The organism is Marinobacter sp. SBS5, from assembly GCF_048285575.1.
Lineage (GTDB): Bacteria > Pseudomonadota > Gammaproteobacteria > Pseudomonadales > Oleiphilaceae > Marinobacter.
In genome coordinates this window covers 831,570-846,276 of sequence record NZ_JBLWAZ010000003.1, presented here as the reverse complement: position 1 = coordinate 846,276, position 14,707 = coordinate 831,570, and the positions used below count along the sequence as shown (strand labels likewise).

The following is a 14,707-nucleotide window of genomic DNA, read 5'->3' as shown; positions in this document are numbered from 1 at the left end:
CGGGAACCCAGCCCGCACTGACTCATTCACGGTGATCGCTTAAGGGGCGATTTTCTGCTTCAACGCCTTGGTGACCGGCCGTGGTAAGCTCGGAAGCGAGCGCAGCAGCCAAGGCAGTACCTTCCGCTTAACCCCATTCAGTGACTCGGGCACGATCGCTTCAATCAGATGCGGGCCCGGGGTGTTCTGTGCGTACTCCATGGCTTTTAACAGCTCTTCGGTGGTGTGTACTCGAATGCCATGCACGCCCATGCTTTGAGCAAGTTGGGCGAAGTGGGTGACCGGGCCACTGATGTCCAGCTGCGACTTGGCCTTATCACCCGCTTCTTCCGCACCCACACGCTCCAGCTCGACGTTCAGAATAGAGTATGAGGCGTTGTTGAAGATGATCGACGTGACGTTGAGTTGCTCGCGCGCCATGGTCCACAAAGCTTGAATGGTGTACATGGCCGTACCATCACCAATCAATGCGTAAACCGGCCGGTCCGGGCAGGCGATAGCGGCGCCGGTTGCGCTGGGTAAGCCCTGGCCGATGGCACCACCGGTGAGGGTGATGATGTCGTGCCGGGGGGCGCCTGCGGTCATGGCGTTCAGCATCAAACCGGAGGTAATGGCTTCGTCCACGATGATGCTGTTTTCCGGCATCATGTGGCCCAGCGCCTTACAGACTTTCTCCGCAGTGAGTTTTCCGCGAGGGCGGGAAGGACGAGCAGGCTTCTGGAGTTCTGGTTCAGCGGAGGCTGCCCCCAACACGTCTGCGAGTTTCGTTAAGCTGGAGAGTGCATCCTGCTCGGGGGTGGATAGCGTATAAAGCGTGCAATGCTCTGGTACCAGATCGCTGGGCTTGCCAGGGTAGGCGAAGAACGATACTGGCGGCTTCGCATCCACAAGAATCAGGTTGTCGTATTCGGATAATTGCAGCGTGGCCAACTCTGCCAGATAGGCGATCCGTTCGACCGGAGGCAGGCCAACGCCTCGTTCAATGCGGGTGGGGAAAGTTTCCGCGAACAGCTTTACACCGCTGTGAGCGGCAATCCGAGCCGCCGCCATCAGGCTAGGCTCCCTAAGTGCTCGGCCACCGAGCAGTATCGCGGTCTTTTTGTCACTGCGCACGGCTTCAGCAACGGCTTGCACCGTGGCATCGTCAGCAGCTATGAGTTCTGGCTCCGGTAAAGGGGCGCAAGGTACACCGCCTTCGCCCCAGGAAACGTCTGCAGGCAGGATCAGCGTGGCGACTTGACCGGGAAGGCCCTTGGCGGCGGCAATGGCTTCAGCGGCATCCTGGCACAGTTGTTCGGTGGTTTGAGACGTGCGAACGAACCCGGGCGATACGTTGCGCGCGACGGTTTCTATGTCTGATTGCAGTTGGGCATTGTATTTAACGTGATAGGTGGCGTGGTCGCCGACAATATTCACGATGGGTACTTTGCCTTTGCGGGCATTGTGCAGGTTGGCCAAACCGTTACCCAGCCCACACCCGAGGTGAAGCAGGGTTGCGGCGGGTTTGTCGGCCATGCGGGCGTAGCCATCCGCAGCGCCAGTTGCCACACCTTCAAACAGGGCCAGTACTGCCCGCATTTTGGGTTCGTTGTCTAACGCGGCGACAAAATGCATCTCGCTGGTGCCCGGGTTGCTAAAACAAACCTCAATACCGGCATCCACCAGTGTTTTCATCAAAGCTTGAGCGCCGTTAGGCATGGAACTTCTCCTGATCAGTATTCTTATTGGTTGTTGTAAAAGGCTGGTATCAACCTGCGGCCAATATGGACCGAGCCGCTGCCCGGGCGGTCATGATGCAGCCCGGCAAAAAGGTCCCTTCGAGAGATCGCTTGCCGTTGGCACCGCCCCCGCCAAAGCCAGCGGCTTCGCCCACGCAGTAGAGGCCGGGGATAGGCTGGTTGCTGCCATCCAGAACACGGCTTTGTAGATCGGTACGCAGGCCACCTAGGCTTTTTCGTGTGGTCAGCTGCATGTGGATGGCGATAAACGGGCCAGAGCCGGATTTCTGCAAGGGGGCTGGTTTGCATGTGCGAAGCCGGTCGGGGCCCCATTGCCGTGCGTGTTGGATCAGCCGGATTTGTGGGTCGTTGTTGAGCTGATTGCCCTTATGGAAATTGGCATCGAAAGCGTCGGCGGTTGCCTTGAGTGTGGCGGGGTCGATATCCACGGAACAGGTTAGCCTATTCATTTTGTCAGCCAGCTCTTCAAGCGTATCGGCCACCAGAAAGTGTGGGCTTTCGTGTTCCATCTGGCGAACCAGTTTCTTGTTGCCGAGCAGCAGCTCTTTGAGGAACAGCGGGAATTGTTTGTCGCGAATGCGGGCGTTGTGTTCTGCGCCGGAAATGGCAAATTCTTTCAGGGCAATGCGCCGGTTCAGCAGGTGCCAAGTCCAGGGTTTTTCCTGCGCTGCGACTTGCTGGCACAGCCAGTGGGTGTCGAAGCCGGTAACCAAAGGTTCCGGGCCGATGCGTTCGCCGCGATGGTTCAGCCAGAGCGCAGACTTGCAGGGAATGGTGGAAAGCCCGTGACCTTTAAAGTGTGGGTATGGGTGGGGAAAGCCCGCAGCATAATTCCACATCTCGCCAGCGTGGGTGATTTTTGCCCCTAGGTTGTCTTCGGTCCAGTGATGCAGTTTGCCATCGGCAAACGGGTGGGCTCCATTGAGCATACTGGTGGGTTGCGGGCGTTCTGAAGGCCAGTTCGCACGGCATTCCCTATGGCCGCCGTTGATGCCTCCCATGGCCAGAACTACCGCTGGTGCGGTGAAGCGCACTTCCTCTCCGGTCTGTTCGTTGATAGCGACGGCGCCGGAGACTTCTCCACCCTCGTGATCCAGGCCGGTAATCCGGTGTTGGTGCAGCAGGGTCAGGCGACCACCGGTATTGGCCTGATGCATGGCCTCAATCATTTTTCGTGTGAGTTCGCGAGAGGTGCCCCAAACGATGTGGTAACGCGGCACTGTGTTGCCGTCTGCCAGTCGGCCACGTTCTACCCAGTTCACGGCAGGCATAAACTTCAGCCCTTCGCTCAGCAGCCAGTCATAAACTTCCGTGCGGGAGTTTTCCACGTAGTACCGGGCCCACTTCATCGGCCACTCATCGTCTGGGGCCAGTTCACCGAATCTTAGCCAGTCGTTCAGAGCGGTTTCCGGGGAGTCGGGGATTTTTAAGCGCCGTTGCAGGGGGGTATCAACCAAAGCCATGCCACCAAAGGCCCACAAGGCAAGTCCGCCCAAGCGTTCAGGCGTATCGCGGTCAACGAGGGTGACGGTTTTTCCGGCTCGAAGGGCTTCAAGAGTGGTGATAATGCCTGCTAAGCCGCCACCGGCGACCAGCACGTCTGAAGAAAGGGTCTTGGCCATTGAGTGTCCTGTTGGCTCTAATTGTAATCGTTATGAATGGATGCTGCCCCTTGGCCGAGGCTAGGTCAAGACATGAAGTACGGGCAGGAAGGGCCAGAACACAGGGCGGGATGAATCGCCCTGTGTTTGAGCGGGCAGGTTAAAGGTTGGCTTCAGCGAATTCCGCCAGAACCGAGCGAGGTACGCCCTGAAGGTGAATGTGCCCGCCGTGTGCAAAGCCTTTGAAGCGTTCGGTCATGTAAGTCAGACCAGAGCTTAGCGGGCTCAAATACGGCGTATCGATCTGTGCCAGGTTGCCCAAGCAAATCACCTTTGATCCGTTACCAGCTCGGGTGATGATGGTTTTGATCTGGTGGGGCGTCAGGTTCTGAGATTCATCGATGATGATCAGGCTGTGCTGGAAACTGCGGCCCCTGATGTAGTTCAGGGACTTGAAGTGCAGCGGTACCTTGCTGAGGATGTAATCCACGCTGGCCGACATGTTTTCGTCGTCTTCGTGCAGTGCTTCTAGGTTATCGACGATGGCGCCCAGCCAAGGCTCCATTTTTTCCGCTTCTGTGCCGGGCAGGAAGCCGATGTCCTCGTCCAGCCCTTGGGTAGAGCGGGTGGCGATGATGCGTTTGTAGAGTTTGCTGGCGACGGTCATTTCGATGCAGGCGGCCAGCGCCAGAATGGTTTTACCTGAACCGGCAGACCCAGTCAGGTTGACCAGATGGATCTCCGGGTCCAGCAGCAAGTGCAGCGCCATGGCCTGATAGATATCCCTTGGGATCAGACCCCAGACTTCTTCGTTCATCAGGTCGTCGTGAAGTAGGTCTTTGATCACCAGTTGATCGTCGGAGATGTCCACCACCTGACCGATAAAGCCTCGTTCATCAATTACAAACTCGTTGATGTTGAGTTTTGCCAGTTCACCTTCGCGCTTGAGCAGGTGTTCGGTAACGCCGGCGCGCTGTACGGTTTCCACCTTGGCGATGTTGTCCCAGAAGGAGTTGGGGAATTCTTTGTAGCCTTTGGGAAGCAGGTCGATGTCGTCCAGCAATTGGTCGTTGTGGTAGTCCTGCGCCTCGACACCAAAGCCCCGTGCTTTCAGGCGCATATTGATGTCTTTACTGACCAATATGATGTCGTGGGAGGTGTGCCGTTCTTGCAAGGCGGCAAGGGTGTTGATGATTTTGTTGTCGTTCAGGTGCTCTGGCAGTGAATGGTTGCCGTTGCGTTCGGTGCTCATGATGATGGACAGCTTGCCCAGAGGTTCGGCTTTCTGGCCCCGAAGAATGGGCACGCCTTTCTCGATGTCTTTCGGATTGGCGTCGCCAAGCAGCTTATCAATGTTGCGAATGGCTTGGCGGCAGTCTGCTGCAACCGTTTGCTTGCCGGATTTCAGGCTGTCGAGTTCCTCGAGGACGGTCATCGGAATGATGACATCGTGTTCTTCAAAGTTCAGGAGGGCATTGGGATCGTGGATGAGAACGTTGGTATCGAGGACGTACATTTTTTTGCGAGCTTGCGGTGCTCTGGGCATAGATGCGTTACCTCTGTGTTGTGTCAGTCGCACTCGGCGCAGCGCTGGGACAGCTCTTTGTCTGAAATCAGTTTGAGCATGTCGTAAGTGGTAATAATGCCCGTGATTTTTGAATCCCGGGTGACAAAAATTCGGTGTAAGTGTTCGCCCATCATTACATTGGCAATGTCGCGTACGGGGGTGTTTTCATCGACCGAAAATACCAGTGGCGTCATGATGTCCCTGACTTCGACTGGCACTTTGCCCATTTCTTCAAAGATCACCATGCGCAGGCGACGGGCCTCATCTTGCTCTTCTTCGGTCAGCTTTGGCTTATCTTCTGAGCGAGAGGCGTTCCAGCGAAACTCGGTAATGTCTTTGAGGGTCGCGATGCCGATGATTTCGCCGCTGTCGTCGGTGACAGGGCTGCCGGTGATTTCGTTGTCGGTGAGAAACCGGGCCAAACGATCCATCGTCCAGTTTTGAGGGACCGCCTTAATGGTAGGCGTCATGATCTCGTGGGCGAGAATAGGCATTAGATAATAGCTCTTCCATTTGCAGTGTTTCAGTTGCAGCTTAGCCGTTCCTTGGCCTGCCGTCACCCCCGTTTGATCTAGAGCTTAGGGGCTGTCAGGAACCACGGCATCTATGTTGCCATCTGGCGCCCATTTGATCCGATAGCCCTGATATTTATCTGTTTGGGCCACGGCCTCCAGGGCTTTAAGGGATTTGACGGGGATATCAATCACCAGCTGATTGACCAGCCATTCCGGGAGGGCACCGTTAGGTTCGGTGTGCTGAACCCATACCATGTGAGAGCCCTGCCCGGTGGGGGTGAACCGATAGAATGTATTGGAGAGGTCAACACGGACACGGCTGTTTGTTTCGGCGCGCATGCCCGGAGTGGCGTTTAAATTCATGATGACTTCGCCCGTTTCGGCATTGCCGCGAGTACGAATGCGCAGCACATAATCCCGGTCGGAAACGGGCCAGGGCATGTCGTTGACGGAGTAAGCGTAGCGATCATGGAAGTTGCCTTCGCCAAAGGCAAAGGACTCTGTGCAGTTATGCACCCATTCTTTGCAGGACTCCGGGTTGATCATCACGGCCATCAGATTGTTGATCGGCACGGTGAGGTCGGCAACGGCTTTGAATGCTCGAAACCCCGAATTGGGCTGATCCATGGTGTAGATGCGAATGTTGTCGACTTGCTTTTGCAGAGCCCAGTGTTCTGAGTTTTCTGCTGGCAAGGCTGGGTGGTTGTCAGCAGAAGTGGGAACGGCTGAGAACTGGGCGGCGAAACCGAAGAGAATGCCCATAATGCCACGGACACGGGTGATGGTCATAAGCTACACTTTGCGATTGAAGGTTAAGGAAAGTCTACCACGCTGATCCACACCCGTTTGATGAAGTAACGGGAGTTTGTGAACCAAGTAGCCTCCTGATATCGCCCAACCTAGAATTGGCCTAATCTGACGAAAACTATGACACAGAAAAAACTGATCGACCCGAAAGGGCGGATTGCTCCGGGGCTGATGTCCGAACCTGTGGATGTCATTAATTACCGGGATTATGACCTGCGCACGGTGATGGACAAGCCGCGTTCCCGATTAGCGCGGCAATGGCGCTTCAATCAATTTCAGTTTGTCAGTGCGATGTCTCCGGGCTGGGTGTTCGGAATGGCGATCGTCGATTTGAAGTTGGTTGGGTCCGGTTTTTTCTATCTGTTCGATTTTGAATCCGGGCAGATGTATGAACATTCGTTTCTGCAGCCTCTCGCGCGGCACACCGAGATTGAGCCTTATCCGGAGCAGGGCAACGCACGTTTCAGGAAGGGCGATGTGTCTCTGTCGATCACGCCCTCTCTAGGTGGCCGGAATGTGCGGGTGAGTGCGCCGGGTAACATTGAGGTTGATCTGGAATTGACGGACGACAACGACCCTCATCGGTTAGTGTGTCCGGCGGGGTATACGGGGTGGGTGTTTACGCGTAAATCCGCAGGATTGCCGGTAGAAGGCGAAGTGCGCTGGGGGCAGCAGATATGGCGAACGGAGGAGCAAAGCCGGGGCACTATCGACTGGAGTTGTGGTTTCATGCGCCGGGAAACCGCCTGGAATTGGGCCTGTTTGGCCGGTCAGACGGATGAAGGCGTGGCTGTCGGATTGAATCTGGCAGCGGGTGTCAACGAAACAGGCATGACGGAAAACGCGCTCTGGCTGGATGGCCGGCGTGTCATCCTGGGGGCGGCTCGGTTTGAATTTAATCGTTATCAGCAGGATAGCCATTGGCGGGTCACTACTGAAGATGGCAAAGTAGACCTGTCATTTGTCCCGTCTGGCGTGCGTAAAGAGAAGCTGAATGCCGGGATACTGGCTTCGAATTTCCGCCAATTCGTGGGTACCTTCGAGGGAACGGTTGAGGATGTCTCTGGCAAAAAAATCCCCGTAGCAGGGCTACGGGGATTGATGGAGGACCATTTTGCCCGCTGGTAAGGCGGGCATAGGTGCTATTGCTCCGGCAGGGTAACGTTCAGCTCCAGTACCGAGCAGCTGTCGTTTCGGTCGATCTCGACCTGCACCATGTCATCACTGATTTGAACGTATTTTCTAATAACAGCAAGCAGCTCCTGTTGCATCTGAGGGAGGTAATCCGGTTGCCCCCTCTGGCCTCGTTCGTGGGCCACGATGATTTGCAGGCGCTCTTTGGCAACGCTGGCAGTGCTGGTGTTTTTACTGCTTCTGAAGTAATCCAGGAAACTCATCCCTTAGCCCCCCTTGAACATCCGTGAGAAGAAACCTTTCTTCTGTGCGGTCATGAAGCGGTGTTCGCGCTCCTCGCCCAGAAGTCGTGCTACTGCGTCGTCATAGGCTTGCCCGGCATCGCTTTCTTCTTCAAGAATGACGGGTAGGCCTTGGTTGGAGGCGTTCAAGACAACCTGGCTTTCTGGAATGACCCCCAGCAGCGGGATGGCCAGAATTTCTTCAACGTCTTCCACAGACAACATTTCGCCGCGTTCTACCCGTTCAGGGTTGTAGCGGGTGAGCAGTAGGTGTTCTTTGAGCGGGTCCTGGCCCATTTCGGCGCGGCGGGACTTGCTTTGCATGATACCCAGAATGCGATCGGAGTCGCGCACGGAAGAGACTTCCGGGTTGGTGACCACAACCGCTTCATCGGCATAATAAAGTGCCATCAGTGCGCCGTGCTCGATGCCGGCCGGGGAGTCGCAGATGATGTAATCGAAGGTTTCGGAAAGCTCGTTGATGACTTTTTCAACGCCTTCTTTCGTGAGTGCTTCTTTTTCCCGGGTTTGTGAGGCCGGAAGAATGTACAGCGTGTCGACGCGCTTGTCTTTGATCAGGGCCTGGTTCAGCGTAGCTTCACCCTGAATGACGTTAACAAAATCGTACACGACCCGTCGCTCGCAGTTCATGATCAGGTCCAGATTGCGTAGACCTACATCGAAGTCGATCACGACCGTTTTATGGCCCCGTTTGGCGAGCCCGGTGCTGATTGAAGCGCTGGTGGTGGTTTTACCAACGCCGCCTTTTCCTGAGGTAACGACAATGATTCTAGCCAAGATTCAATTCCTGTTTCGCGGTGGATTCGTCATATCTTCAAATGTTGTTTGTTATTGCAACATCAGCCTTTGTCCAGTGGCGACACCACCAGCACATCATCCTTGAGCTGGATTTGCACAGCGCTTTTCCAGCCGTTGTTTTGAAGATCTTCCGGAATTTTATAGTGTCCGGCAATAGACACAAGCTCTGCTTCCAGAGACTGGCAAAAAATTCGTGCGGATTCTGCTCCGTGTATTCCGGCCAGAGCGCGTCCCCGGAGTGCGCCATAAACATGGATGTTGCCTGCCGCGAGCACCTCGGCGCCGGCTTGTACCGGGGCGAGGATAATCAGATCACCTTCCGGAGCATGGATTTGCTGTCCTGAACGAACGGGTTGGGTCACAATTTTTGCGGGTGTTGGTTCAGGTGCAAGCGTTACCGCCGGGCTTTTAGCAACGGGTTCCGCCACCTCCGCGATAGGCTCTGGTGCCACGGTCTTTTCACGAACTGAGCCGCCAGGCATCAGTGCCAGAGAGGCACCCTTGGCGAGCCGCCTCTGATTCTCGTTGGCAGCCCGAACACCGATAACCTGAATGTTGTGACGGCGACAAGTACCGATGATCTTGAAGAAGTCGATCTCGCTGTCGATGCCTTCGTACTTGTCGAGACTGATCACCAGAGGGATGTCTTTGAAAAAGCCAGGGGCCTGGCTGATTTTGTCCCGCAGGTTCACTTCGAATTCATGTTCATCGAAGTAGTAAAGCTCCAGTGCTGTCAGCGTGATGCTGGCGCTTTTTAGCTGGAAACTCTGTTTTACTTCGGGGTTAGCAGTATCGCTCATGAATGCTCGTTTCCCTGATGGGTTACTGGGTTGATTCGGCTCGGGCCCGCAGCGGTTGGCTGTCAAAACGAATGCCTGACCATCCGGTGCTGATGAATTGCCGGATATTACCATGGCTCGTACCCGTCGGGTCGCCCAGAACTTGCTGGTAATGCTGTGCGAACAGTGTGAGCGTGTCGTTTTCATTCAGATTGCAGTACTGCCCTAAGCCGAATACCCGGCAAGACCCGGCGTTCTCTCCGGCTTCGTTGCGGAGCGGGCCGTTGTCAAATCCGGTGGGTTCAAACTCAAAATGTTGGTCGATCAGGGCGAGGGTATCGTCGAAATCGGCGTGGCCGCCTTGGAGCGATGCCAGATGTATGCGGACGGCTTCAGTGATGTTCATTATTTGTGATCCTGCTTGGGGCCGGTCTGGTATTTTTCTTTCCACTGCTCGTAGGGCATGCCGTAGATTTCTTCGCGGGCATCTGGGTCAGATAGTTCGAAGCCGCGTTCCTGGGCCTCGGCTCGATACCATTTTGACAGGCAATTACGGCAAAACCCTGCCAAGTTCATCAAGTCTATGTTCTGGACGTCGGTGTTTTGACGTAAGTGGTCAACCAGCCGTCTGAAGGCGGCGGCTTCGATTTCTGTTCGCTCGGACTCGGGAATAGGGTTGCTCATGATGCCTCGCAGTAAGTTGACGGGGTGAATGTGGAGTTCCTGACATTCTCAGCATGTTACCGTAAGATACAAGGCTGTATAAACGTACAGATTGTTAACCTGAGCCCACGGATTATGTCCCAGCGCAAGATCATCCATGTAGATTGCGATTGTTTTTACGCCGCGGTCGAAATGCGGGACGACCCGTCCCTGCGGGATGTTCCGCTGGCGGTCGGCGGTGATGGTGGTCGAGGTGTGGTGACCACCTGCAATTATAAAGCACGGGCTTTTGGTGTGCGCTCGGCCATGCCCAGCAGTGAGGCTCGGCGCCTGTGCCCCGGTCTGGTGATGGTGCCAACGAATATGAACAAGTATCGGGCGGTGTCGCAGCAGGTGATGGCCATATTGCGCGATATGACCGATCTGGTTGAGCCCTTGTCGCTAGACGAAGCCTTTTTGGATGTTTCCGAAATTACCGACCACAAAGGCAGTGCTACGCTGATGGCTCGGCACCTGCGGGAGCGTGTCCAGCGGGAGACGGGTATTACCATTTCCGCGGGCGTCGCCCCGAATAAATTTCTCGCCAAGATTGCCAGTGACTGGCGCAAACCCGATGGCTTGTTCGTGATTACGCCCGATGAAGTGGATGCTTTCGTGCAAGCGCTGCCGGTTGAAAAGCTGTTCGGGGTAGGGCAGGTGACAGCAGGAAAGCTCCACGCACTGGGAGTCACCACTTGTGGTGATATGCAAGCGCTGGGAGCTGAAGTGCTCATCGAAAAGTTCGGTAAACAAGGGTATCGCTTGTTTGAAATGGCCCATGGTCGGGATGAGCGGCCGGTGGTGGTGTCTCGGGTGGCCAAGTCGGTCAGTGTTGAGCGGACCTTTTCTCAGGATCTGGCGGGCAAAGCGGCGTGTGAATCGGTGATGCCGTCACTGGTGGCGGATTTGAATCTGCGCCTTGCCCGAAAGAGCCGCGACAAACCCATTCATAAGTTGTTCGTCAAAATTCGCTACAGCGATTTTTCTACCCACACGTTGGAGCGCGTGAGAGATCAGATTTCCGAACCTGAAGCGACCGATTACCAACCTCTATTGGATGAGCTGGTCACGCGCGAGGATCGCCCTGTCCGCCTGATGGGCGTAGGCGTTCGTTTTCGTAACGACGAAGCGCCGGTGACTCAGTTGCGGTTGTTTGACTGATCAAGCGGCCAGATCTGCAAACAGTTGCACGGATGTCCAGCCCATCAACCCGCCAATCAATGCCCCAGCGACAACGTCGCTGGGGTAGTGCAAGCCCAGAACCACCCGGGATGCGGCAACCGATAGCGTGAAGGGCAGCACCGCCCACGCCACTGCCGGTAATAGGGTGAACAGCATGGCCTGAAAGCAGGCTGCGTGCATGGTGTGCCCGGAAGGAAAACTGTAACGATCCAGTGGAGGCATGGCACAGTTAATGGCCGGAAATGAAATGAATGGCCGCTCCCGGATGAGCCGGTGCTTAAGCACCTTGTAGGTCAGGGTGCAGGTCAGGCCTGTCAGTGCCATCAGAATCGCAAATTGCTGACCGTGAACAGGGTTTATGAAGGGAATCGCTAGAATGAGGGCGTACCAAAGCCAGCCATCCCCCAGCCAGCTGACCAAGCGGAAGTAACCTTTGATCGGCCGGAATCTTATAGCGCGGTTGATGGACTGACACAGTGCGAACTCCCGTTGGTCTGCCAGTTCAAAGAATCGGGAAGCTTTGTTTGTTATTTGCATGATACGTGGCCTGTGCGTATGGGTTAAACATCAAGCGTTCGAATTGTTCTACTTGATGGTTCCAGTTGAGGTCGAGCGCGTCGAGCCGGGCTTTGGTGCGAATCCGCCTGAGCAAGGACGGTTGGTCGGCCAGCTTCAGAGCGTGATGGACGAAGTTGTCGTCGTTGTGCAACGGGGCTTTCATACCGTTTTCATTGTTGTAGATATGTTCCGATGCAGCGGCGTCGTTAAAAGCGATGACACCCAAGCCGCTGGCCATGGCTTCCAGAACAACGTTGCCAAAGGTGTCGGTTTTGCTCGGGAACAAGAACAGATCACCGGAGGCATAGTGTTGAGCCAGGTCTTCACCGCGCTGCATGCCGCAAAAGATGAAGTCCGGGTGCCGCTCCTCCAGATGGGTTCTCATGGGGCCATCGCCCACTAAAACGAAACGCGCGTTCGGGTACAGTTTTCGAATGCGCTCAAAGCAAACCACTGCCAAAGGAAGATTTTTCTCCGGCGCCAGGCGACCGACATACAGTATGGCGAGATCGTTTTCTGTCAGGCCCCAGCGCTGCCTCAGTGACTGACTCCGTTTTTTCGGGGTAAAGCGCTCGCAGTCGACGCCACGGCTCCATAGCTCGGTATTGGTAATGCCCATGGTTTGGGCGGCCGCTATGGTTTTTCGAGTGGGGGCGAGGGTCCTTTGGGTTCGGTTGTGAAACCACCGACCATAGGTGCTGAGCAGGCGTTCGAAGACACCTAGCCCGTAGTAGCGCGAGTAACTGTGAAAGTTGGTGTGGAAGCCAGAGAGCACCGGGATGTTGGTTCGCTTCGCAGCCGCCACTGCGGCCACACCAAGAGGGCCCTGGGTGGCAACATAAACGCAGTCCGGTCGGTTGTTCTGCCACAGCGTTACGAGGGTAGAGGGCCGGGTGATTCCGAACCGAAATTCGTTGTAACCGGGTATCGGTAGGCCGCCTACTACCAGCTCATGTGAAAACAGCTGGCCGCCGGTGTTAGGGTAGAATCCTGTGGGTTCGTGGGGCTGTCTTGGGCGCACCACGGTTACTTGGTGTTCGCGGCCAACCAAGCCCATGCACAGGTAACGCAGAGTGTTGGCTACGCCGTTTATTTCCGGCGGAAAGGTTTCAGAAACAATGGTAATCTGTTGCCTGTGCCGGCCTGATCGTTTGGTCTCAGTCACGGTGCATCCCGCAAGTTTCTTTGTCATGTGGCCACTATGGATGCAGGCCATGACAACTCTGCGACAACCTCGTGACATTCCTCTTACGCTTGTTTCACTCTTTTCTGAAAGCCGCTAAGGAGCTTTTATGCGAATGCGAAAACTTGGAAACACTGATATTGATGTCAGTCTGATTTGCCTGGGCACCATGACCTGGGGGGAGCAGAACACTGAGCAGGAAGCATTTGAACAGCTTGATTATGCGGTTGAAGCGGGCATTAATTTTATTGATACCGCTGAGATGTACCCGGTGCCTCCCAAGGCCGAAACTCAGGGCCTGACAGAACAGTACTTGGGCAATTGGCTTGCTCGACGAGGGCGCCGCGATGATCTGGTCATCGCCTCCAAAGTAGTTGGTCCTGGCCCCAGCCTTGGTTATATGCGTGGTGGGCCCCGAATGACCCGGGCGCAAATTCGTGAAGCCTGCGAGGGCAGTCTTCAGAGATTGCAGACGGATTACATCGACCTTTATCAGGTGCATTGGCCGGATCGTAACGCCAACTTCTTTGGCAAACTCGGATACCAGCACGATCCGAAAGAGGTTATGACACCCATCGAGGAAACGCTCGGGGCGCTGAATGAGCTGGTGAAAGAAGGCAAGGTGCGGCACGTGGGGTTATCGAACGAGACGCCTTGGGGGGTAATGGAGTACCTGAGATACGCCCGCGAGAATGATTGGCCCCGTGCGGTTTCCATACAGAATCCGTACAGCCTGTTGAATCGTTCATTTGAAGCCGGGCTTGCCGAGTTTGCGCACCGGGAAGGCACCGGGCTACTGGCCTATTCGCCTCTGGCTTTTGGCATGCTCACGGGTAAATACCTCGGAGGTAAGTGGCCGGAAAAGGCGCGATTAACCCTTTATGAGCGTTTTTCCCGTTATACCGGCGAGCACGCTGCCGATGCGACCCGAGCCTATGCAGAGTTGGCACATCAGCATGGACTATCGCCCGCCCAAATGGCGCTGGCTTGGGTGAACAGTCGTGATTTTGTTACCAGCAACATCATTGGGGCGACGACTATGGAGCAGCTAAAAGAGAACATTGGGTCGGTCGATATCAATCTGAGTGCGGACATTCTCTCGGCAATCGAAGAGATACATAACGAGTTTACCTACCCTTGCCCATAAAAAAGCAATCGCCTCAGTCGGTTAATGCCTTTGGGCTGCCCCGGTTTCGGTAGATGGGAAATCGGGGCGGTTACAAACGGAAAAATAAAGCGCTCATTTGTTGACAAAAAAATGACCAATTTTGGTCGGAGCGCTGACGCATTTGTGTGCAATTTCACACTATTATCAAGTAGAATGGTTAGACTTTAGTGCATAGACAGTTGCAATTATAATAAAACCATGAGGCACGTCATTCGTTATGATTATCCGTATCTTCCTCCTTTTGCTGGCTTTGAATAGCGCCGCCTTTGTGGCAGGCGCTGAAGCCGCAGAGCCTGCCCGATCTGAGCCTTTGCTCTCTGACCGGATGCTGGCGGAGCGTGAGGAAGCGATATCGGCCGAAGACATGTACGAGCTTCAGGAGTGGATGTCGGGCGATGAGCAGGACAGTCACGACGATGCTCTGGCGGCTATCGGCTCAAGGCTGTTGAGCCTTAGCTTTAGTCGAAAGAATTCTTCTCGGAAGACATACGCATCTGACCCTGCCCAACCTGATCACGGAATCGCTCTGCTGAATGAAGGTGCCTGTCTGAATCTTCGCTGGATGTTCTGAATCTCTTCTTCTCTCGCCTTATCGCCAAATCCAGCCAGCCTCCAGTAAACGTTAAAGCTCTCCTCTTGATGTAACTCGTGATCTGCCTCATTGTCAGACGG

The 14,707-nt window shown here is 55.2% G+C and carries 16 protein-coding genes; 4 read left to right on the top strand and 12 right to left on the bottom strand.

Going from position 1 to position 14,707, the window contains the following annotated elements:
• Nucleotides 1-39: 39 nt before the first annotated feature.
• The 5 genes from ACNQ6O_RS10935 to ACNQ6O_RS10915 form a co-directional block, all read right to left on the bottom strand.
• Nucleotides 40-1,698 (bottom strand): acetolactate synthase large subunit, encoded by a 1,659-nt coding sequence (locus ACNQ6O_RS10935; protein ID WP_418053245.1) that lies wholly within the window; start codon nucleotides 1,696-1,698, stop codon nucleotides 40-42.
• Between the two features lie 49 nt (nucleotides 1,699-1,747).
• Entirely contained in the window at nucleotides 1,748-3,361 is a 1,614-nt protein-coding gene (locus ACNQ6O_RS10930; RefSeq protein ID WP_418053244.1) for an FAD-dependent oxidoreductase, read from the bottom strand.
• A gap of 139 nt (nucleotides 3,362-3,500) precedes the next feature.
• Nucleotides 3,501-4,886: a PhoH family protein gene (locus tag ACNQ6O_RS10925; protein WP_418053243.1), complete on the bottom strand. Its 1,386-nt coding sequence runs from the start codon at nucleotides 4,884-4,886 to the stop codon at nucleotides 3,501-3,503.
• Nucleotides 4,887-4,909: 23 nt separating this feature from the next.
• Nucleotides 4,910-5,401, bottom strand: coding sequence for an HPP family protein (locus ACNQ6O_RS10920; protein WP_418053242.1), 492 nt, complete (start codon nucleotides 5,399-5,401; stop codon nucleotides 4,910-4,912).
• A gap of 84 nt (nucleotides 5,402-5,485) precedes the next feature.
• On the bottom strand, nucleotides 5,486-6,211 hold the full coding sequence (locus ACNQ6O_RS10915) for an START domain-containing protein (protein ID WP_418053241.1): 726 nt from the start codon (nucleotides 6,209-6,211) through the stop codon (nucleotides 5,486-5,488).
• 138 nt (nucleotides 6,212-6,349) lie between these two features.
• Between ACNQ6O_RS10915 and ACNQ6O_RS10910 the strand changes: the two genes are divergently transcribed.
• A complete protein-coding gene (locus ACNQ6O_RS10910; RefSeq protein ID WP_418053240.1) occupies nucleotides 6,350-7,357 on the top strand; it encodes a DUF2804 domain-containing protein in 1,008 nt (335 codons plus the stop codon).
• A gap of 14 nt (nucleotides 7,358-7,371) precedes the next feature.
• On the opposite strand, the gene minE is transcribed toward ACNQ6O_RS10910, so the two are convergent.
• From minE to ACNQ6O_RS10885, 5 genes are all read right to left on the bottom strand, one after another.
• Complete coding sequence (minE, locus tag ACNQ6O_RS10905) at nucleotides 7,372-7,626, bottom strand: cell division topological specificity factor MinE (protein WP_418053239.1); 255 nt, start codon at nucleotides 7,624-7,626, stop codon at nucleotides 7,372-7,374.
• A gap of 3 nt (nucleotides 7,627-7,629) precedes the next feature.
• Nucleotides 7,630-8,442, bottom strand: a complete 813-nt coding sequence (minD, locus tag ACNQ6O_RS10900; RefSeq protein WP_418053238.1) for a septum site-determining protein MinD — start codon at nucleotides 8,440-8,442, stop codon at nucleotides 7,630-7,632.
• Between the two features lie 62 nt (nucleotides 8,443-8,504).
• The gene (gene minC / locus ACNQ6O_RS10895; protein ID WP_418053237.1) at nucleotides 8,505-9,263 is read right to left on the bottom strand and encodes a septum site-determining protein MinC; all 759 of its coding nucleotides are present in this window, start codon (nucleotides 9,261-9,263) and stop codon (nucleotides 8,505-8,507) included.
• A 22-nt stretch (nucleotides 9,264-9,285) separates the two neighbouring features.
• The gene (locus ACNQ6O_RS10890; protein ID WP_418053236.1) at nucleotides 9,286-9,648 is read right to left on the bottom strand and encodes a HopJ type III effector protein; all 363 of its coding nucleotides are present in this window, start codon (nucleotides 9,646-9,648) and stop codon (nucleotides 9,286-9,288) included.
• Nucleotides 9,648-9,926: a DUF1244 domain-containing protein gene (locus ACNQ6O_RS10885; protein WP_418053235.1), complete on the bottom strand. Its 279-nt coding sequence runs from the start codon at nucleotides 9,924-9,926 to the stop codon at nucleotides 9,648-9,650. The genes ACNQ6O_RS10890 and ACNQ6O_RS10885 overlap by 1 nt, the downstream gene beginning before the upstream one ends.
• 114 nt (nucleotides 9,927-10,040) lie before the next feature.
• Here ACNQ6O_RS10885 and dinB point away from each other — a divergent pair, with 114 nt between their 5' ends.
• Nucleotides 10,041-11,105, top strand: a complete 1,065-nt coding sequence (gene dinB, locus ACNQ6O_RS10880; protein ID WP_418053234.1) for a DNA polymerase IV — start codon at nucleotides 10,041-10,043, stop codon at nucleotides 11,103-11,105.
• Here dinB and ACNQ6O_RS10875 read toward each other — a convergent pair whose 3' ends face one another.
• A complete protein-coding gene (locus tag ACNQ6O_RS10875; protein ID WP_418053233.1) occupies nucleotides 11,106-11,663 on the bottom strand; it encodes a phosphatase PAP2 family protein in 558 nt (185 codons plus the stop codon). It lies immediately after the preceding gene.
• Nucleotides 11,629-12,876 (bottom strand): glycosyltransferase family 4 protein, encoded by a 1,248-nt coding sequence (locus ACNQ6O_RS10870; protein ID WP_418053232.1) that lies wholly within the window; start codon nucleotides 12,874-12,876, stop codon nucleotides 11,629-11,631. The genes ACNQ6O_RS10875 and ACNQ6O_RS10870 overlap by 35 nt, the downstream gene beginning before the upstream one ends.
• 100 nt (nucleotides 12,877-12,976) lie before the next feature.
• Between ACNQ6O_RS10870 and ACNQ6O_RS10865 the strand changes: the two genes are divergently transcribed.
• On the top strand, nucleotides 12,977-14,014 hold the full coding sequence (locus tag ACNQ6O_RS10865; RefSeq protein WP_418053231.1) for an NADP(H)-dependent aldo-keto reductase: 1,038 nt from the start codon (nucleotides 12,977-12,979) through the stop codon (nucleotides 14,012-14,014).
• A 238-nt stretch (nucleotides 14,015-14,252) separates the two neighbouring features.
• Nucleotides 14,253-14,606, top strand: coding sequence for a hypothetical protein (locus ACNQ6O_RS10860; protein WP_418053230.1), 354 nt, complete (start codon nucleotides 14,253-14,255; stop codon nucleotides 14,604-14,606).
• The last annotated feature ends 101 nt before the right edge of the window (nucleotides 14,607-14,707 follow it).